General features: G+C 65.5%; 8 protein-coding genes. 4 read left to right on the top strand and 4 right to left on the bottom strand.

The window, feature by feature from the left end:
* Positions 1–704: 704 nt before the first annotated feature.
* The gene (locus tag ACIPZG_RS04280) at positions 705–13,658 is read right to left on the bottom strand and encodes a non-ribosomal peptide synthetase (protein WP_400710527.1); all 12,954 of its coding nucleotides are present in this window, start codon (positions 13,656–13,658) and stop codon (positions 705–707) included.
* A gap of 306 nt (positions 13,659–13,964) precedes the next feature.
* Here ACIPZG_RS04280 and ACIPZG_RS04275 point away from each other — a divergent pair, with 306 nt between their 5' ends.
* On the top strand, positions 13,965–14,495 hold the full coding sequence (locus tag ACIPZG_RS04275; RefSeq protein WP_008093474.1) for an RNA polymerase factor sigma-70: 531 nt from the start codon (positions 13,965–13,967) through the stop codon (positions 14,493–14,495).
* Between the two features lie 95 nt (positions 14,496–14,590).
* Here the strand turns inward: ACIPZG_RS04275 and ACIPZG_RS04270 are convergent, their stop codons facing one another.
* On the bottom strand, positions 14,591–15,604 hold the full coding sequence (locus ACIPZG_RS04270; RefSeq protein ID WP_400710524.1) for a GNAT family N-acetyltransferase: 1,014 nt from the start codon (positions 15,602–15,604) through the stop codon (positions 14,591–14,593).
* A 63-nt stretch (positions 15,605–15,667) separates the two neighbouring features.
* The gene (locus tag ACIPZG_RS04265; protein ID WP_400710521.1) at positions 15,668–16,468 is read right to left on the bottom strand and encodes a substrate-binding periplasmic protein; all 801 of its coding nucleotides are present in this window, start codon (positions 16,466–16,468) and stop codon (positions 15,668–15,670) included.
* A gap of 163 nt (positions 16,469–16,631) precedes the next feature.
* On the opposite strand from ACIPZG_RS04265, the gene ACIPZG_RS04260 reads away from it, so the two are divergent.
* Both ACIPZG_RS04260 and ACIPZG_RS04255 read left to right on the top strand, forming a co-directional pair.
* Positions 16,632–17,177 carry an exonuclease domain-containing protein gene (locus ACIPZG_RS04260; RefSeq protein WP_400710518.1) on the top strand — a complete coding sequence of 182 codons (546 nt, stop codon included), beginning with the start codon at positions 16,632–16,634 and terminating at the stop codon, positions 17,175–17,177.
* 95 nt (positions 17,178–17,272) lie between these two features.
* Entirely contained in the window at positions 17,273–17,557 is a 285-nt protein-coding gene (locus tag ACIPZG_RS04255; RefSeq protein ID WP_008093478.1) for a pyrimidine/purine nucleoside phosphorylase, read from the top strand.
* Between the two features lie 139 nt (positions 17,558–17,696).
* On the opposite strand, the gene ACIPZG_RS04250 is transcribed toward ACIPZG_RS04255, so the two are convergent.
* Positions 17,697–18,389, bottom strand: a complete 693-nt coding sequence (locus tag ACIPZG_RS04250) for an alpha/beta family hydrolase (RefSeq protein WP_400710880.1) — start codon at positions 18,387–18,389, stop codon at positions 17,697–17,699.
* A 50-nt stretch (positions 18,390–18,439) separates the two neighbouring features.
* Between ACIPZG_RS04250 and ccoN the strand changes: the two genes are divergently transcribed.
* Complete coding sequence (gene ccoN / locus ACIPZG_RS04245) at positions 18,440–19,864, top strand: cytochrome-c oxidase, cbb3-type subunit I (protein ID WP_008093480.1); 1,425 nt, start codon at positions 18,440–18,442, stop codon at positions 19,862–19,864.

The following is a 19,864-nucleotide window of genomic DNA, read 5'->3' as shown; positions in this document are numbered from 1 at the left end:
AGCACAATGAAATTACTATCCTGCAACAGCACTCCTACAGAACTTTCCTACACAACAGCTTCTTATCTAAACACAGCAAGACTTCAATTCACCCACCCGAAATATCGACTAGTTGACAAACCTTCCATCCAGCATTAGACCTCCAGTCACTCCGTTCACCGGCGCATCAAACAAAAAGAAGGAGGCATCTATGAAAACTCAATTTCAAATCACACCAATGCAAACAATTTATAAGCAGACGCCCCGCAATCTTCTGGGGGCACCCGCACCACTGCGAAGGTGTCGAGATGAAATACTTAAGAACTTACAACTACGAAATACTCAACTTCCACATCGAACCAATGGCCACCACAACGATTCGAGAACCCATAGAGCCTGAGGGTGCAAGTCTTGAGTTTTGTAGTGCGGCGCAAATCGAGCGCCGCCCGCGCGGCGCATCGCGAGCAAGCTCGCTCCTACATTTGTTGCAACGTGCCACGGTCTGTCAGGCCATGGTTGTTCGCCTTTGGCGCATGGCGATAAATGGGGATAGGCGCCAGCGCCAACTCTAAAACCGAGCTGTAGGAGCGGATTTATCCGCGATGCTTCACCGGCCTCTTCGAGGGACAAGCCCGCACCCACAGACACCCCACTGTTCTTGCGGGCGGTGTTTACCTGTGGGAGCGGGCTTGTCCCGCGAATGGGGCGCAAAGCGCCCCCGCCAATCACAACCCCTCCAACTCCGCCATCAAATCACTCAGCCGATCCACCTTCTCCTCATCCAGCGCACTGTCCTGCAACCCGCGCACATACGCCGCCAACGCCTCCACCGTGCTGCACTCGAACATCGCCCGCAGCGGCACATTAAGCTGCAACTGCTTCTGTACCCGCGACGCAATCTGCGTAGCCAGCAACGAATGCCCGCCCAGCTCAAAGAAGTTGTCGTGCACCCCTACCCGCTCGGCCTTGAGCACATCGGCCCAGATGCCGGCGAGCACCTCTTCCAGCTCATCACGCGGCGCCAGGTAGGCCTGGCTGTGCTGCCCGCCGATATCGATGACCGGCAGGGCCTTGCGGTCGAGCTTGCCGTTGGCGTTGTGCGGCAGGCTGTCGAACCAGCCCCAGTGCAGCGGTACCATGTATTCCGGCAATTCGGCGCGCAGGCGTTGCTTGACCTGCTCAAGCAGGGCGGCATCGGCGCTGACACCTTGGTGAGCCACCAGGTAGCCAACCAGATGCTTGCCATTGACGCCTTCCTGCACGCCAACGGCCGCATCACGCAGTTCGGGCTGCTCATGCAGACGGGCCTCGATCTCGCCCAGTTCGATGCGGTAACCGCGAATCTTCACCTGATGGTCGATACGCCCGACATACTCCAAGACTCCGTCCGGCCGCTGCCGCGCCAGGTCACCGGTGCGGTACAGCCGCTCGCCCGGTGCACCGTGCGGATGCGGGATAAAGGCCAGCGCAGTACGCACCGGGTCACCGACATAGCCACGCCCGACGCCGGTACCCGCAACGCACAGTTCGCCCACGGCACCCAGCGGCACCAGGGCCTGGTCCTCGCCGTACAGGTACAGGCGGTTGTTGTCGGTCGGTGTGCCGATCGGCAGGTAGCTGCCGCGGGTCGACTCGCGGTCGACACGGAAGAACGCCACATCGTCCGAGCACTCCGCCGGGCCGTAGGCGTTCACCAGGCCAATCCCCGGGTAACGCTGCAGCCATTGCGCCGCCAGCTCCGGTGGCATGGCCTCACCGGTCGGCAACATCCAGCGCAGGCCGTCCAGGGCCTGGTGGTCGTTGGCCAGCATGCCCTGGATCAGCGACGGCACGCTTTCCAGCACGGTAATGCCGGTGGCCTGCACATGGGCCAGCAGGCCCTGCGGGTCGTGGGCGATGGCGTTCGGCACGATCTCGACCTTGGCGCCGAACAGCGGTGCGGCAAGGAACTGCCATACCGAAATATCGAAGCTCTGCGAGGCGGTCTGGGCGATCACGTCATGCTCGCTCAAGGCCAGGTACGGCACCTTGCTCAGCTGATTGTTGAGCATGCCGCGCTGTTCGACCATCACGCCCTTGGGCAGGCCGGTGGAGCCGGAGGTATAGATCACATAGGCAAGGTTGTCAGGCCCACTGTGAATGCCGGGGTTGTGGCTGGCGATGTGGCTGCTCTGGACCTCTTCCCACACCAGCAGCTGCGGCCGGGCCACGCCCGCCAGTTCGTCCAGTAGCTGACGCGCCTGTTCGGCACAGGCCGCGCTGCACACCAGCACCGGGGTGCGGCTGAGCTCGACGATGCGCTGAAGGCGCGCCGAGGGCAGGCCCGGGTCCAGCGGCAAGTAGCCGGCCCCGGCCTTGAAACTGCCGACGATCATGCCCAGCAGCGGCAACCCACGCTCGGCCAGCAACGCGACCGGCTGGTCGATGGCCACACCGGCCGCGACCAGGGCATGGCCCAGACGGTTGGCCGCGAGGTTCAGCCCGGCGTAGTCATAGGACGCCTCCAGGCAACGGGCGACCGTGCGCTCGGGGTGCGCGGCGACCTGCGCTTCGAACAGCGCGACATAACTCTGCTCCAGGGCATAGGCCTGCTCAGTGCGGTTGCAGTCGTCGAGCAGGAAGCGCTGTTCCTCATTGCCGAGCAGCGGCAGCTCGCTCACCTCGCCGTCGAAGCCTTGCACCAGCGCCAACAGCAGGCGCTTGAACTCGGCCAGCAGACGTTCGATGGTCGGGAAGTCGAAATAGCGCTGGTCGAACGACAGGTGCAGGCCCAGGTCGTCACCCGGGTAGCACACCGCCGTCAGCGGGAAGTTGGTGTGGGTACGGCCCGAGTCGGAGCTGGCGTTCAGGTGCTGGGCATGGTCGAGCACCGCGCTTTCCACCGGCGCGTTTTCGAACACGAACAGGCTGTTGAACAGTGGCTGGCCCTTGGGCAGTTCGCTGCACGCCTGAATCGCCACCAACGGCAGGTACTCGTACTCGCGCAATTCCATGTTGCGCTCCAGCAGGCTTTGCAGCCACTGGCGCACACTGCGCCGCTGGCCCGGCTCGGGCAGCTGCACGCGCAGGGCGATGCTGTTGATGAACAGGCCGACCGTGCGCTGCATCTGCGGCAGGCTCACCGGGCGCCCAGCCACGGTTACGCCGAAGGCCACGTCGCGGTCGCCGCTGTAGCGTGCCAGCACCAGTGCCCAGGCCGCCTGGGCGAAGGTGTTGATGGTCAGCTGGTGGGCCTGGGCCAGTTCGCGCAGGCGCACGCCGTCGCAGGCCTCCAGACGGGTGTAGCAGTCGCCGACGACCATGCCTTCGCCGGTGTGGTCATTGCGCAGCGGGCGGTCGCTGGGGATGGCCGTGGCGCGTTCGAAGCCGGCCAGGTTGGCCTGCCACCAGCCACGTGCCTCGTCCAGGTCCTGGCGTTGCAGCCAGCCGATGTAGTCACGGTAGCGCGGCGGCACCGGCAGCTGCGCCTGGCGGCCTTCGCCGAGGGCCTGGTAGAGCGCGAAGAAGTCGTTCATCAGCAACGAACGGCACCAGGCATCGATGAGGATGTGGTGATTGCTCATCATGAACCAGTAGCGCTCGTCGTCGACCCGCACCAGGCGCAGGTGGAACGGCGCCTCGCGCAGCAACTCGAAGCCGGCCTCGCGTTCTTCTTTGTGCAAGGCTTGCAGGCGCTGTTCCTGGGCCGCCGCGTCGAGGCCGCGCCAGTCCTGGTAATCGACCGGCGTATTGCCCGGCTTGTGGATGATCTGCAGCATCGCTTCGCCGGCGTTCCAGCTGAACGACGCTCGCAGGGCTTCGTGACGCGCCACCACAGCCTGCCAGGCCTGGGCGAAACGCTGCGGGTCGAGCGCGCTGTTGATCCGGTAGCGATCCTGCATGTAGTAGATGCCGGTGCCCGGCTCCAGCAGGGTATGCAACAGCAGGCCTTCCTGCATCGGTGTTAGCGGGTAGACGTCCTCGATCTCGGCAGCCGGGATCGGCAGCGCGTCGATCTGCTCCTGAGTCAGGTGCGCCAGCGGGAAGTCCGACGGCGTGAAACTGCCGTTGCCATCGGCCAGGCAATGCTCGACCAGGGCCAGTAGCTCCTGGCGATAAGCCTCCGCCAGTTGCGCGATGGTCTGCTCGTGGTATCGCTCGCGGCTGTAGGTCCAGCGCAGTTGCAAGGCACCGCCATAGACCTGGCCGTCGACGCTGAGCCAGTTCGGCAGTGGCGCATCGAGGTCGTGGGCCAGGCCCGCCGGAGCATCCAGCGGCTGGAACAGCGCGCCAGCATCGAACTGCTGGTCGAACTGGCCCAGGTAGTTGAAGGTGATCCGCGCCTGTGGCAGCGCCGCCATGCTTTCCCGCGCGGCGTCGTCGGCCAGGTAGCGCAGCACCCCATAACCCTGGCCTTTGTGCGGCACCTGGCGCAGTTGCTCCTTGATCCGCTTGATCGACGCGGCGCGCGCGGCATCGTCCTCGCCGGCCTGAGGGTCGAAGCGCAGCGGGTAGGCGTTGGTGAACCAGCCGACGCTGCGGGTCAGGTCCATGTCTTCGAACAGGCCGTCACGGCCATGGCCTTCGAGCTGCACCAGCACTTCCTGATCGCCAGTCCAGCGGCACAGGGTGCGGGCCAGGGCAGTCAGCAGCAGGTCGTTGACCTGGGTGTGATAGGCCGCCGGGGCCTGCTGCAGCAACTGCCGGGTCTGCTCGACATCCAGGCCGATGGCAACGGTGTCGGCGTGGCGATGCAGGTTGCCGCCCTGCGGGTGATCGCACGGCAGTTCATGGCGCACGCTGGCCAGTTGGCCTTGCCACCAGCCGAGCTCGTCACGCAGCGAGTCGCTGCCGGCGTAGCTGCCCAGGCGCGCGGCCCAGTCGGCCATGGCGTGGGACTTGGCCGCCAGCGGCTGGCCACGGTACAGCGCCTGCAGGTCTTCGAGCAGTACGCGCCAGGACACACCGTCGACCACCAGGTGGTGGATCGCCAGCAGCAGACGCTGGGCGCCCTGCCCGTCCGTTACCAGCAATGCGCGCAGCAAGGGGCCTTGCTCAAGATCGAGGCTGCGTTGCACGTCGCTGTACAGCGACTGGCAGTCGTCGAAGTCGGCCACCGTGGCGGTCCACAGCAGTTGCACATTGGCAGGCGCGGCGAACTCGCCCTGCCAGCGACCATTGGCCTGGGTGAAGCGCAGGCGAAGGCTGTCGTGGTGCTCCAGCAGCGCCATCAGTGCCTGTTCGAGCTGAGCCTTGTCCAACGTCTGGCGCACGTGCAGCAACACCGCCTGGTTCCAGTGCTGGGGCTGGACCACCTCGCTGTCGAAGAACCAGTGCTGGATCGGCGTCAGTCCGGTCTTGCCCTGCCGCGCCCCCTGCTCGATGCCGCTGGCCACTTCGCTGTGGGTGACCACGGCGGCAAGCGTCTGAATGGTCTGGTGCTGAAACAGGTCGCGCGGCGTGAACTGCAGCCCCAGTTGGCGGGCACGACTGACCACCTGGATGGACAGGATCGAATCGCCGCCCAGTTCGAAGAAGTTGTCCTGCACACCCACGCGGGACACGTTGAGCACATCACGCCAGATCTGCGCCAGTTGCGCTTCCAGCACGTTGGCCGGCGCCTGGTACTGCTGGCCCGTCTGCTCCAGATCAGGCAAGGGCAAGGCCCGGCGGTCGAGCTTGCCGTTGCCCATCAGTGGCAGGCTGCCCAGCAGCACCAAGTGCGCCGGCACCATGTAATCCGGCAGGTGCAGGCGGGCATCGGCCTTGACCGCTTCACGCAGTAAGGCCTGGGCGTCGCTGTCGGCGCTGGCCTGCTTGCACACCAGGTAACCTACCAGCTGTTTGCCACCCGGCAGGTCGAGTGCCAGGACCACGGCCTCGTCGACATCGGCATGTTCCTGCAGGCGACTTTCGATTTCGCCAAGCTCGATGCGAAAGCCTCGGATTTTCACCTGCTGATCGGCACGGCCGACATACTCCACCAAGCCATCGGCGCGCAGGCGCACCAGGTCGCCGGTGCGATACAGGCGCCCGCCGTCAGTGCTGAACGGGTCGGCGACAAAGCGCTCGGCGCTCAACCCTGGGCGGTCGTGGTAGCCCTGGGCGAGGCCAGCGCCGCCGACGTACAGCTCGCCGATGCCCCCTTGGGGCAGCAACGCCAGGTCTTCATCGAGGATATAGGCGCTGCGGGCGCCGATTACCCGGCCGATCGGCACACTGCCGGCGTCGGTAGGCAGGGTGTCGGGCGCCAGGCACGCCAGCGGCATGACCACCGTCTCGGTCGGGCCGTAGGCGTTGAAGAACTGCTGCGGCGCGAAGGCCTGGCGGATGCGCTGCAGGTGCTCGCCGGTCAGCGCTTCGCCGCCGGTGATCACCAGGCGCACCGGCAACTGCTCGCCCTGCCCGGCCAGGTACTGGGCCAGCTGGCTGCCGTAGCTCGGGGTGAAACCGAGAATGCTCACCTGCTGCTCGCGCACCAGCTGGCAGATGTCCTCGGCGCCCCACTGGCCCTGGGCCCGCAGTACCACGCGCGCACCACACAGCAGCGGCACCAACAGGCGTTCGCTGGCGGCGTCGAAGTTGATCGAATAGAAGTGCAGCTCGCAGTCGTCGCTGCGCATGCCGAAGGCTTCGATCACCGCCTGGCAGTGCATGGCGATTTCACCGTGGCTGACCACCACGCCCTTGGGCTTGCCGGTGGAGCCGGAGGTGTAGATCAGGTAGGCCTGGTGCTGCGGCAGGTTGAGGTTGTCCAGCGCTGCATCGCTGTAGGCGGACAGGCTGGCGGCGTCGTCTTCCAGACTCCAGCGCTGCACGCCGGGCGGCAGCTCGCCGAGGGTTTCGAGCAGGCTGCGCTGGCTCAGCAGCAGGCCGATACGGCTGTCCTCGATCATGTAGCGCAGGCGGTCGAGCGGGTATTCCGGGTCCAGCGGCACATAGGCGCCACCGGCCTTGAGGATGGCCAGCAGGCCGACCACCATTTCCAGCGAGCGCTCCAGGGCCAGACCGACACGTACCTGCGGGCCGACACCGCGTTCGCGCAGCGCACGGGCCAGGCGGTTGGCCTGCTGGTCCAGCTCGGCGTAGCTCAGGTGTTCGCCTGCGAACGTCAGCGCGCCGGCTTGCGGCGTGCGTGCAGCCTGGGCGGCGAACAGGCCATGGATCGTCTGGTCGAGCGCAGGGTGGTGCTCGCCCTGCAACTGGCTGATCAATACCTGCTGCTCGGCGTCCGCCAGCATCGGCAGTTCGCACAGGCGCTGCTGTGGGTCGTCGAGCAGGCCGGCCAGCAGCTGCTGCCAGTGTTCGGCCATGCGCGCGATGCGCGGTGCGTCGAACAGGTCGCGGCTGTAGGTCAGGCAGCAGCCCAGGCGGCCATCGAGGTCAGTGACTTCCAGGTACAGGTCGAACTTGGTGGCACTGGCGTCGTTGACCAGGTAGTCCACCTGCATGCCGGCCAGCTCACGGCTTTGCTGGAAGGCCCAGCGCTGCACGTTGCACATCACCTGGAACAGCGGGTTGTAGGCGCTGCTGCGCGGCGGTTGCAGGGCTTCTACCAGTTGCTCGAACGGCAGGTCCTGGTGCGACTGGCCTTCGATGGCGGCCTGGCGCACCTGGTCGAGCAAGGCGGCGGCGCTCATCTGCCCGTCCAGCTCGCAGCGCAGCACCTGGGTGTTGAGGAAGGCGCCGATCAGGCCTTCGCTCTCGGGGCGAATGCGGTTGGCCACCGGCGCACCGATGCGCAGGTCGCGCTGGCCGCTGTAGCGGTGCAGCAAGGCGGCCAGGGTGGCGGTCATGGTCATGAACAGGGTCAAGCCGCGCTGGCTGTTGAAGGCGTGCACGCGGGCGACCAGCGCCGGGTCGAGGTCGAAGCGGTACAGCTCGCCACGGTGGCTCTGCACCGCCGGGCGTGGTCGGTCGGCGGGCAGCGCCAGCACGGGGTGTTCATCGCCCAGGCGAGTTTTCCAGTAGGCCAGCTGGCGGGCGCCCTCGCCGCTTTCCAGCCATTGCCGTTGCCACACGCTGTAGTCCAGATACTGCACCGGCAGCGGCGCCAGGGGCGACTCGCGGTCATCGACGAAGGCTTCGTACAGCTCGCCCAGTTCGCGGGCGAAGATGTCCATGGCCCAGCCTTCGGTGACGATGTGGTGCAGGGTCAGCACGAAGTAATGTTCGCGATCTTCGGCCTTCACCAGGCAAGCGCGCAGCAGCGGGCCACGCTCCAGGTCGAACGGCTGGTGCGCCTGCTCGTCGGCCAGTTGCTGCAGACGCTGCTGACGGGTGGCGTCGGGCAAGGCGCTGAAGTCCTGCCAGTCCAGTTGCAGCTGGCCGTCCTGGGCAACGCACTGGTAGGGCACGCCGTCGATGGCCGGGAAGGTCGTGCGCAAGGTTTCGTGGCGCACGATCAGCGCCTGCAGGGCACGCTCGAAGGCATCGACATGCAGCGTGCCGCGCAGGCGCGCCATGCCGCCAACGTTGTACGCCGGGCTGTGCGGTTCCATCTGCCAGAGGAACCACATGCGCTGCTGGGAGTACGACAACGGCACGGCCTGGCGGCGGTCGACGCGGGCGATCTCACCCTGCAGGTTGTGCTCGCCGGCTTCCTGGATGCGCGCGATCTGCGCGCAGAAGGCGCCTAGCTCGCTGGCCTCGAACAGCACTTTCAGCGGCAGCTCGACATCGCAGGCCTGGCGGGTGCGCGAGACGATCTGGGTGGCCAGCAGGGAATGGCCACCCAGGGCGAAGAAGTCGTCGTGCAAGCCGATGCGTGGCAGGTTCAGCACCTCGCGCCAGATCGCCGCGACCTGCTGCTGCAGCGCGGTCTGCGGCTCGACATGTTCACGCAGCTGCCAGACCGGCGCAGGCAGGGCCTTGCGATCAACCTTGCCGCTGGGGCCCAACGGCATGTGTTCAAGGGCGATCAGCTGCACCGGCACCATATAAGCAGGCAGGCGCTCGGCCAAATTGGCCAGCAGCGCATCCGCCGCTGCTGTGCCGCTGTAATAGCCGACCAACTGCGCGCCAACCGCGTCCTGGTGGATCAGCACCAGTGCCTGTTCGACCCCTGGCTGGCCTAGCAGGCACGCCTGCACTTCTTCAGGTTCGACGCGGAAACCTCGTACCTTCACCTGCTGGTCGAGGCGGCCAAGGTATTCCAGGGCTTCGGCCTGCACCTGCCAGCGGGCACGGTCGCCACTGCGGTACAAACGCGTACCGTCGCCATCGGCCTGGGGCACGAAGCGCTCGGCTGTCAGACCTGGGCGACCGAGGTAACCGCGGGCCAGTCCCGCACCGCCCAGGTACAGCTCGCCCGGTACGCCCGGGGCAGCCAGTTGCAGCTCATCATCCAGCACGCGGCAGAGCACGTTGCCCAGCGGCCGGCCAATCGGCGAGCGGGCGCCATCCTCGGCCCGGCAGTGCCAGTGGATGACGTTGATGGCGGTTTCAGTCGGACCGTAGCGGTTGTGCAATTGCACCTGCGGCAGCAGTTGCAGCACGCGGTCGCGCAGGCTCGCCGACAGTGCCTCGCCACCGGAGAATAGCCGGCGCAGGCTGGTGCAGCCCGCCGCCAGGGGTTCCTGGACGAACACTTGCAGCAGCGGCGGCACGAAGTGCAGCGTAGTGACGCCATGCTGCTGCACCAGCGCGGCGATACGCTGCGGGTCGCGGTGCTCACCAGGGCCGGCCAGCACCAGCTTGCAGCCGGTGATCAGCGGCCAGAAGCATTCCCACACCGACACGTCGAAACTGATCGGCGCCTTCTGCATCAGCACGTCGCTGTCGTCCAGCGCGTAGGTGGCCTGCATCCACTGCAGGCGCTCGGCCAGCGCCGCATGGGAGTTGCCTACGCCCTTGGGCTGGCCGGTGGAGCCAGAGGTGTAGATCACGTAGGCGAGGTTGTCGCCGTGCAGGTGCAGGCCCGGCGCGTGGCTTGGCCAGCTGTCCAGGTGCAGCTGGTCGAGGGCGATGGCGCTGACCCCGTCGACCTGCGGCAAGGTGGCGAGCATGCCGCTGTGGCTGAGCAGCAGGCTGGCCTTGCAGTCGCGCAGCATGTAGGCCAGGCGCTCGGCCGGGTAGTCGACGTCCAGCGGCACATAGGCACCGCCGGCCTTGAGGATGGCCAGCAAACCGATCAGCAGTTGCGGCGAACGCTCGACGGCGATGGCCACGCAGGTGTCGGGGCCGACGCCTTTGTCGCGCAGGTAATGGGCCAGGCGGTTGGCCTGCTGGTGCAGCTCGGCGTAGTCGAGGCTGCCACCTTCCCAGGCCAGCGCCGTGCGCTGCGGGGTCTGGCGCGCCTGCTCGTTGAGCTGCTCGACCACCAGGTTCTCGGGCGCGGGCGCAGGCGCCTGGCCCCAGGCAAGCAGTTGCTGGCGGCCTGGCTCATCGAGGAGGTCGACATCACCCAGGGCCAGCTGCGGTTGCGCGCACACTTGCGCCAGCAGTGCCAGCAGGTGCTGGGCCAGACGCTCCACGGTGCCGTGTTCGAACAGCTCGGCCGCGTAGTCGAAGGCCAGGCTCAGGCGACCCTGATGGTCTTCTTCGCTGTGCAGTTGCAAGTCGAACTTGGCTTCGCGGCTGTGCCACGGCAGCTCTTCGGCCAACAGGCCCGGCAGGCGGCGCAGGGCCGACAGGTCGCGCTGCTGATGGTTGAACATGATCTGGAACAGGCCTTGCTCACGGGCTTCGGGCAGGGCTTCGAGCAGCTGCTCGAACGGCAGGTCCTGGTGGGCCTGGGCGTCGAGGGTGGTTTGGCGTACTTGCGCCAGCAGCTGGGCGAAGGGTTGGCGGCTGTCCAGTTGCGCGCGCAGCACCTGGGTGTTGATGAAGAAGCCGACCATGCCCTGAGTTTCCTGGCGCGGGCGGTTGGCATTGGGCACGCCGATGCGGATGTCGGCCTGTCCGGTGTAGCGGTGCAGCAGGCCTTGCCAGGCCGCCAGCAAGACCATGAACAGGCTGGCCTGTTGCTCGCGGGCCAGGCCTTTGAGGGCCTCGGTCAGCTTGGCCGGCACTTTCAGGTTCAGGCGTGCGGCGCGGTTGGTGTGCTGGCTGGAACGCGGCTGGTCAGGGTAAAGGTCGAGAACCGGCAATGCATCGCCCAGCCGGGCCTTCCAGTATTCCAGTTGACGCGCGCTTTCGCCTTCGGCCAACCACTGGCGCTGCCAGTTGCCATAGTCGGCGTACCCCAGCGACAGCGGGGCCAACGAGGCTTCAAGGCCTTGGCAGCGGGCGGCATAGAGCTTGGCGAACTCGTCGAGCAGGATGTTCAGCGACCAGCCATCGGCAACGATGTGGTGCAAGGTCACCCACAGTTGATGGTCTTCGTCGTCCAGTCGCGCCAGGGTCACGCGCAGCAGCGGGCCTTGGCCCAGGTCGAACGGTTGCTGCGCTTGCGCTTCGCGGCGCTCGGTTACGGCTGCGGCATCCAGCCCTTGCAGGTCGAGGCGGCGAAGCTTGAACGGCTGCTCGGGCAGGATCCGCTGCAGGGCCTGACCGTCTGCTTCGCAGAACACCGTGCGCAGCGCCTCGTGACGCGCTACCAGCGCCTGGAACGCTGCCTCCAGCGCGGCCTCGTCCAGTTCGCCGCGCAGGTGCAGGCCGGCGGGGATGTTGTAGGCGGCCGATTGCGGTTCGAGCTGCCACAGCAACCACAGGCGGTTCTGCGCCAGCGACTGTGGCAGCGCCAGGCCACGGTTCAGGGATGCAATGGCCGTGTTTACGCCACCCCCCTCTTTGATGATTGCCGCCACGGCCGCGCTGTATTCGGCAAGGGTCGGCGCTTCGAACAAGGCGCGCAGGTTCAGTTGAATACCGAGCTCATCGGCCAGGCGCGCGGTGACCTGGGTGGCGGCGATGGAGTTGCCTCCCAGCAGCAGGAAGTGATCGTCGGCGGCTACCGACTCGACCTTGAGGATCTCGCACCAGACACCGGCGATGCGTGCCTGCAGGCCATCGCCGGCTGCGGTGGCCTCGGTCGATTCGGTAGCGGCCGGGAAACGGGCGTAGATATCGAGGCTGCCGTCATCCATGCGCAGGCGGCAGGCCGAACGCTGCAGCTTGCCGCTGGAGGTCTTGGGCAGTGCGCCCGGGTTGAGCAGCAGGACCACGGCCGGCGCCTGGCGACAGGCATCGGCGATGACCTGGCGCAGGGTCTTGATCAGCGTCTCGGGCTGCATGGCCTTCTGCACATTGCGGCTGATTTCCACCGCTACGCCGATCCCCTCCTCGCCCTGATCGTCCACGGCGAACACGGCCACACGGCCTTTGCGCAGCTGCTCGACCTCACGTTCCAGGGTCTTTTCCAGATCCTGCGGGTAGAGGTTCTGGCCGCGCACGATCAGCATGTCCTTCAGGCGCCCGGTGACGAACACTTCGCCTTGGCGCATGAAGCCGAGGTCGCCGGTGCGCAGCCAGGTCTGTCCGTCCATTTCCACGAAGGTGCGGGCGGTGGCCTCGGGGTTGCGCCAGTAACCCAAGGCGATACTCGGGCCAGCGGCCCAGACCTCACCCACCTGGTCGTCCTCCAGCCTTTGCTGGTGTTGAGGCTCGACGATGCGCACGGCGTGCCCCGGCTGCGGGTAACCACAGCTCATCAGCACGCTGCCCTGCCCGGCTTGGGCGTGGTTGGCGGCCAAGGCCTCGGCATCCAGCTCCAGTGCCGGGATGCCCTGCCCACGGCGGCTGCCGCTGACGAACAGGGTGGCCTCGGCCAGGCCGTAGCTGGCGAAGAAACTGCTCGGCTGGAAGCCACAGGCGGCGAACTTCTCGGCGAAGGTGTCGAGGCTGTCCTGGCGGATGGGCTCGGAGCCGGAATAGGCCACGCGCCAGCGGCTCAGGTCGAGGCCGGCCAGGGCCGCTTCGCTGACCCGCTCGCTGCACAGACGGTAGGCGAAGTCCGGCCCGCCACTGATGGTGCCGCCGTATTCGCTGATCGCCTGCAGCCAGCGCAGCGGTCGGGCCAGGAAGTAGCCCGGCGACATCAGCACACAAGGCACGCCGCTGAAGATCGGCTGCAGCAGGCCGCCGATCAGGCCCATGTCGTGGTACAGCGGCAGCCAGCTGACGATCACGTCGTCGGGGTTCAGGTCGATGCCAAAGCCGTGGCGGATCAACTGCTCGTTGGCCACCAGGTTGCCGTGGCTGACCTGCACGCCCTTGGGCAGCGCCGTGGAGCCGGAGGTGTACTGGAGGAAGGCGATGTCGTCGCCGGTCAGCGTCGGCTCGCGCCAGGCCTCCGCCAAGCTCGGGCCCAGGGTGTCCACCGCCAGCAGTGCGGGGGCGTTGTCACCAGCCAGGGCTTCGAGGCCCTGCAAGCTGTCGTGCAGCGCCGCCACGGTCAGCAGCAGACGCGGCTCGGCGTCGTCGATGATCGACAGCAGGCGCTCCTGATGGTGACGGCGCGACGACTCCGGCGGATAGGCCGGCACGGCGATGACACCGGCATACAGGCAGCCGAAGAACGCCGCGACATAGTCCGGGCCGCTGGGGAACAACAGCACGGCGCGGTCGGCGAACCCCGCTTGGGCCTGCAAGGCGGCGGCAATGGTGCGCGCGCGACGGTCCAGCTCGCGGTAACTGAGCACGGCCTGCTCGCCGGGGGCGTCGGCCAGAAAGCGCAGGGCTATGCGGTCCGGGGTGTGCGCGGCACGTTGCGCCAGTGCCTGGACCAGCGAGAGCGGGAGTTCGAAGGCGTCCGTCATGGGGTGTTCCTGCCAGTGTCTGGGTAAGTCGGGCCGGCTGCCTCGCGCAAGGGCGGCGGGCAGCATGCGGCGGCCGGATGTACACAGGGGAACGGATGGGCAACGGAAGAAATTAACGGCGAAACGCGGTGCCGGAAGGAGCAGAAAGTGAACTGCATCACGCCTGTCGGCTTAGAACCGAAACTAATGGATACTGATTAACTTTCGTATTTGACAATCATTATCATTCTGAATAGTTTGTCGCACGTCGCAGGAAGCTTCCCCGCCAGGGGGGCTCCCTTTCCCTTCCGAGACAAGGTGATTTCCATGGCGGAACAGCTATCCACAAGTAAGTGCGATTCACCATTACTCCAGGCGTTCGTCGACAACCGCAGCATTCTGGTGAAGATCGCGGCACGCATCACCGGTTGCCGCTCGCGCGCCGAAGACGTGGTGCAGGACGCTTTCTTCCGGCTCGGTTCCGCCCCCCACATCACCTCGTCGTTCAAGGCCCAGCTCAGCTACCTGTTCCAGATCGTGCGCAACCTGGCCATCGATCACTACCGCAAGCAGGCGATGGAGCTGAAGTACTCCGGCAGTGAAGAGGAAGGCCTCAACGTCGTCGTGCTCAACGCCTCGCCGGAAGCCACTCATATCAATCTTGCCGCCCTGGAGCACATTGCCGAGGCGCTCAACGAACTGCCCCCGCGCACCCGCTATGCGTTCGAGATGTACCGCCTGCATGGCGTGCCGCAGAAGGACATCGCCAAGGAGCTGGGGGTGTCGCCGACCTTGGTCAACTTCATGATTCGCGATGCGCTGGTGCATTGCCGCAAGACCGCTAACCGGCAGGGTTGAGGTTCGGCGTCGCCTTCATCGCGGATAAATCCGCTCCTACAAGATCGCCGCAGGCCTGTAGGAGCGGATTTATCCGCGATGAAGACAACTCGGTCTCAGACCAGCTTGCAACGCTCGAAGAACCGCTCCCGCCCCAGAATCATCAGCGCTGCCCGCTTGTGCGGGAAATCGAACTCTTTCTCGCAATGGAAGCACTGGTCGTGCATGTAGCCGATCATCTTGCCATTGTCGGCACGCGGCTCGGCCACCACCCGCTGGGTGCGCGGGTCATCGAGGAACAGGTAGTGCACCAGCGCCGACAGCCAGCTGGCGACCTTGTGCGGCCCGCGGTGGCTCTCCTCGCCCACCAGCATGTGCACGCCACGGTCGTAGTCGTCGGTCGGGTAGAACGGTGCAATGCGGTCTTCCTTGGCCCAGTAGGCCTCGAAGTAGGCGAACGGCTGGTCGTCGAAGCTGCCGATCAGGGTCAGGGTGTGCGGGTCGGCTTCGAGCTTGGCCAGATACTCCCTGTGCTGCTCCAGCGAGCCGCCTTCCTTCCAGAACTTCTCCACCCGCGGGTTGTTCTGCCAGCGGTTGAATCGCGCCAGGTCCTGGTCGATTTCCAGCGTCCGCAACGACACCCAGCTGCCCAGCCGGGCATCGAAACGGCGATAGACCTCGCCACGCGGCTTGGGCGCCCGGCGAGGGTGACGCTTGCCATCGCTCAGCTGCATCTGCTGTGGGTAGGCGGTGGTCGACGTGTGACCCAGCCAGGGATGCGGCAACTGCCAGAACAGTGTGCGCTCGCACCGGTACACGCCTGGCCTCTCGCCCATCACCAGCAGCCCGCTGGCCAGCGCCTCGGGTTGCGGTTGCGGCAGGTGCCAGGCCAGGCGCTGGCAGGCCGGGTCGCGTGACAGCAGCCAGTAGCAGGCGGCCCACAACGCTTGCTGGGGGCGCTCGGGGCAAAGGCTTTCAATATGGACCTCAAGGGTTTCGCCCGGCACCAGGCGCACCTGGATCAGGGGACGGTCCTCCAGCGTCAGGCTCAGCCAGCGGTCGCCTTGGTCGGCGCTGAGGCTGTGCCAGCGAGGCAGTGACAACGGCTGCGAAGCGGCATCGAACGGCATGGTCTTGGCTCACGGTGAGTGAAAGAAAGGCTCACGGGTGAAACGTGGCCGCGACCTCGGAATTTACTCGGCGGGCGCCGCGACGGTGATCCGATAGGGTTGGAAGATCCGCGTCAGTTCGCCGGTCTCGCGCAGGTAGCGCAGCAGCGCGGAGAACTGCTCGGCGCTGATGGGAGCGCCTGGACGCAGCAAGGCGTAGTGGTGGTAGACCTGGTCGATACGCTCGGAAGCCATCAGCGTGTCCAGGCTGGTGGGGTTGCGCACCAGGAAATCGCTGAGGTAGGAGCGCGTGACCAAGGCGATGTCGGCGCGCCCGGCCTGGACCATCAGCAGGTTGCTGTCATGGGAATAGGTCAGGGTCGCGTTGTAGGTCTCGCGCAGGTGGTCAGGGTCGGGGTCGAAGCGGGCGAAGGCGTAGTGATAGCCATTGAACAGCGCCAGGCGCTTGCCCTGCAGGTCAGCGAAGTAGTGCTGGTCACGGCCGACGACCTTTTTCGCGACGAACACCTCGGCATCTTCCAGGCCCATGTCCACGGTCTGGTGCGGAATCTGCTGCCACCCCCAGGCAGGGTTCTCGAAGATCGCCATGTCGGTACGGCCTTGCTGCAAGTCGCCGAAGCGCCGCTGAATGGACGTGGGCACCAGCACAAAGCGGTAATCCGCCTGCAAGTCGTTCAAGGCCTGGACCAGTTGCGGCAACAGCCCGCTGTCAGCCCCCTGCTCCGGGCGCACGGTATAGGGCGGGAAATGTGCGGCACCGATCTTCACTTCGATGGCGTCGACAGCCCATGTCGGTGCTGCCAGCCCGGCAACGGCCAACAGCAACAGGGTGGCAAAAACCTTCAGGCCGGGTGCAGGAGTCAAGACGGGCACTCATCACGGTTCATACCTGGTTGCGCTTAAGCTAGGCGTTTTCAAAAAACGGCACAACCGCTGGAAACGCCAAAATGAGGGCATTTTGCCAGAGGGTGCCATGAGGCCAGACATTGGCTACGCTGCTCTAGCAAGTATGGCGAGGGAGCCTGGTATGGGCCACTGGTTGGTGATCGACCTGGAAGCCACCACCGATGACGGTGGCTGGCCGGTCACGGAGATGGAAATCATTGAAATTGGCGCCAGCCTGGTGACCCGCGAGGGCCGCGAGGTGGACCATTTCCAGCGCTTCGTGCGGCCGCGTCGGCGGCCCCAGCTGACGCCGTTCTGCCGCCAGCTGACCAAAATCAGCCAGGCCAGCGTCGACAGCGCTGCGGCGTTTCCGGAGGTGTGGGCGCGCTTCGAGCGCTGGCTGGGGCACCATCGCGGGCAGTTGCAGGCCTGGGTCAGTTGGGGTGACTACGACCGCCAGCAATTGTTGCAGGAATGGCAGCAGCATGAGCTCGACAGCCTGTTGCGCAACCTGCCGCACATCAACCTCAAGCAGCGCTTCGCCAAGGCCCGCCACCTGCAACGCCCGACCGGGCTCAACGGTGCCCTGCACCTGGCCGGCATGCACTTCAGCGGCCAGCAGCACCGGGCGCTGGAGGATGCGCGCAATACGGCACGGTTGCTGCCCTTGAGCCTGCCGGGCCTTTGACGGCGGAGGCGCCTGAAAGCAGATGACGGCGTGAATGGGCTTGGGCATACTGGCCAGCCCTTTTTCATCCCCCCTCTCTTTTCAGGAGTCGCCCCATGTTCAAGGTCAACGAGTACTTCGATGGCACCGTCAAGTCGATCGCCTTCGAAGGTGCTGAAGGTCAGGCCACCGTCGGCGTGATGGCCCCGGGCGAATACGAGTTCGGCACTGCCAAGCGTGAAATCATGCACGTGGTTTCCGGTGCGCTGACCGTGAAGCTGCCGGGTAGCGACAACTGGGAAACCTTCAACGCTGGCGACAAGTTCAATGTGGCTGCCGACAGCAAGTTCCAGTTGAAGGTGGCGGTGGATACCGCTTACCTGTGCGAGTACCGCGACTGATCGTTGCTGCACACGGTCGCTTGTAGGAGCGGCCTTGTGTCGCGAAAGGGCTGCGAAGCGGCCCCAAAATCGATGCACCCCAAAGAATGCTGGGGCCTCTACGAGGCCCTTTCGCGACACAAGGCCGCTCCTACAGGCGTCAGCCTCTCAGGAAATTAGCCACCTTCTCGGCCGCCGCCTGCATATGCTGCGCATGGCTGAACCCCGACGCCTTCAGCGGCTTCAGGTCATGATCCCCCGCCACCAGCCAGCTCACCTCGATCGACGGTGACAGCGCATACCCCTGCACCGCCTCCCGGTTTCCCAACGCATCCCGCTCGCCCTGCACGATCAACGTCGGCGTCTTCAATTGCGCCAGGTGCTCCACGCGCGGCTTCTCGGGCTTGCCCACCGCATAGAACGGATACCCCAGGCACACCAGCGCATCGGCACCCAGCTCGTCAGCCAGCAGGCTGGCCATACGCCCGCCCATGGACTTGCCGCCAATCGCCAGCTTTCCCGTGACCAAAGGTCGCACCTGCCGGTACACCTCGCGCCAGCATTCAAGCAGCACCTTCTGCGGATTGGGCGGCCGTTTGCCGCCCCCGCCCCTGCGCTCGGCCATGTAGGGGAACTCGAAGCGCACCACGCCAACCCCAAGCGCCGCCAGCCTTTGCGCCATTTCGTTCATGAAGTCGCTGTCCATTGGCGCCCCTGCGCCGTGGGCCAGGATCAGGCACCCCGCAGGTGCGCTATGTCCCTGATTCGATGGGGAATCGCAGCGCAAGCCTGGGACATTTCCGATCTTCGCCCATTGATCCCCGTCAATACAGGCACTTTGCCCATTAATCATGCTTGCCTCGCTATAAAGCCTGCCAAATAACCGTGGATGGGAACCCATACATGAACACAACCAGCAGTACCGCCTATAACTACAAGGTGGTCCGCCAATTCGCCATCATGACGGTGGTGTGGGGAATCGTCGGGATGGGGCTCGGCGTCTTCATTGCCGCCCAGCTCGCCTGGCCTTCCCTGAACTTCGACCTCCCCTGGACCAGCTTCGGCCGCCTGCGTCCCCTGCATACCAATGCGGTGATCTTCGCCTTCGGCGGCTGCGCGCTGTTCGCCACCTCCTATTATTCGGTGCAACGTACCTGCCAGACCACCCTGTTCGCACCTAAGCTTGCCGCGTTCACCTTCTGGGGCTGGCAGCTGGTCATCCTGCTGGCAGCCATCACCCTGCCGCTGGGCTACACCAGCTCCAAGGAATACGCCGAGCTGGAATGGCCGATCGACATCCTGATCACCATCGTCTGGGTGTGCTACGCCATCGTGTTCTTCGGCACGATGATGAAGCGCAACACCAAGCACATCTATGTCGGCAACTGGTTCTTCGGCGCCTTCATCCTCACCGTGGCGATGCTGCACATCATCAACAACCTGGAGTTGCCGGTCAGCCTGACCAAGTCGTACTCGGTGTATGCCGGCGCGACCGATGCCATGGTGCAATGGTGGTATGGCCACAACGCGGTGGGCTTCTTCCTGACCGCAGGCTTCCTGGGGATGATGTACTACTACGTACCCAAGCAGGCCGAACGCCCGGTGTATTCCTATCGCCTGTCGATCGTCCACTTCTGGGCGCTGATCACCCTGTACATCTGGGCCGGTCCACACCACCTGCACTACACCGCGCTGCCCGACTGGGCGCAGTCGCTGGGCATGGTGATGTCGCTGATCCTGCTGGCCCCGAGCTGGGGCGGCATGATCAACGGCATGATGACCCTCTCCGGTGCCTGGCATAAGCTGCGCAGCGACCCGATCCTGCGCTTTTTGGTCGTGTCCCTGGCGTTCTACGGCATGTCCACCTTCGAAGGCCCGATGATGGCCATCAAGACGGTCAACGCCCTGTCCCACTACACCGACTGGACCATCGGCCACGTACACGCCGGTGCCCTTGGCTGGGTAGCAATGATCTCGATCGGTGCGCTGTACCACACCATCCCGAAAGTGTTCGGCAAAGAGCAGATGCACAGCATCGGCCTGATCAACGCGCACTTCTGGCTGGCGACCATCGGCACTGTGCTGTACATCGCCTCGATGTGGGTCAACGGCATTGCCCAGGGCCTGATGTGGCGGGCGGTGAACAGCGACGGCACGCTCACCTACTCGTTCGTCGAAACCCTGGTGGCCAGCCACCCTGGCTTCATCGTGCGCTTCGTCGGTGGTGCGATCTTCCTCAGCGGCATGTTCCTGATGGCCTGGAACACCTGGCGCACCGTGCGAGCCCCGGCCGCCGTCGCCGCCCCTGCCAACGCGCAACTGGCCTGA

Origin of the sequence: Pseudomonas sp. NPDC089395 (assembly GCF_044749525.1) — a bacterium.
Taxonomy (GTDB): domain Bacteria; phylum Pseudomonadota; class Gammaproteobacteria; order Pseudomonadales; family Pseudomonadaceae; genus Aquipseudomonas.
Note: the sequence above shows the minus strand (reverse complement) of the source record. Positions and strands in the feature narration are given on the sequence as shown.

What these genes read in the sequence shown, in the direction of transcription:
- ACIPZG_RS04280 (WP_400710527.1), bottom strand. Translation starts at nt 13,658, where the DNA reads ATGACGGACGCCTTCGAACTCCCGCTCTCGCTGGTCCAGGCACTGGCG.
- ACIPZG_RS04275 (WP_008093474.1), top strand. Translation starts at nt 13,965, where the DNA reads ATGGCGGAACAGCTATCCACAAGTAAGTGCGATTCACCATTACTCCAG.
- ACIPZG_RS04270 (WP_400710524.1), bottom strand. Translation starts at nt 15,604, where the DNA reads ATGCCGTTCGATGCCGCTTCGCAGCCGTTGTCACTGCCTCGCTGGCAC.
- ACIPZG_RS04260 (WP_400710518.1), top strand. Translation starts at nt 16,632, where the DNA reads ATGGGCCACTGGTTGGTGATCGACCTGGAAGCCACCACCGATGACGGT.
- ACIPZG_RS04255 (WP_008093478.1), top strand. Translation starts at nt 17,273, where the DNA reads ATGTTCAAGGTCAACGAGTACTTCGATGGCACCGTCAAGTCGATCGCC.
- ACIPZG_RS04250 (WP_400710880.1), bottom strand. Translation starts at nt 18,389, where the DNA reads ATGATTAATGGGCAAAGTGCCTGTATTGACGGGGATCAATGGGCGAAG.
- ccoN (WP_008093480.1), top strand. Translation starts at nt 18,440, where the DNA reads ATGAACACAACCAGCAGTACCGCCTATAACTACAAGGTGGTCCGCCAA.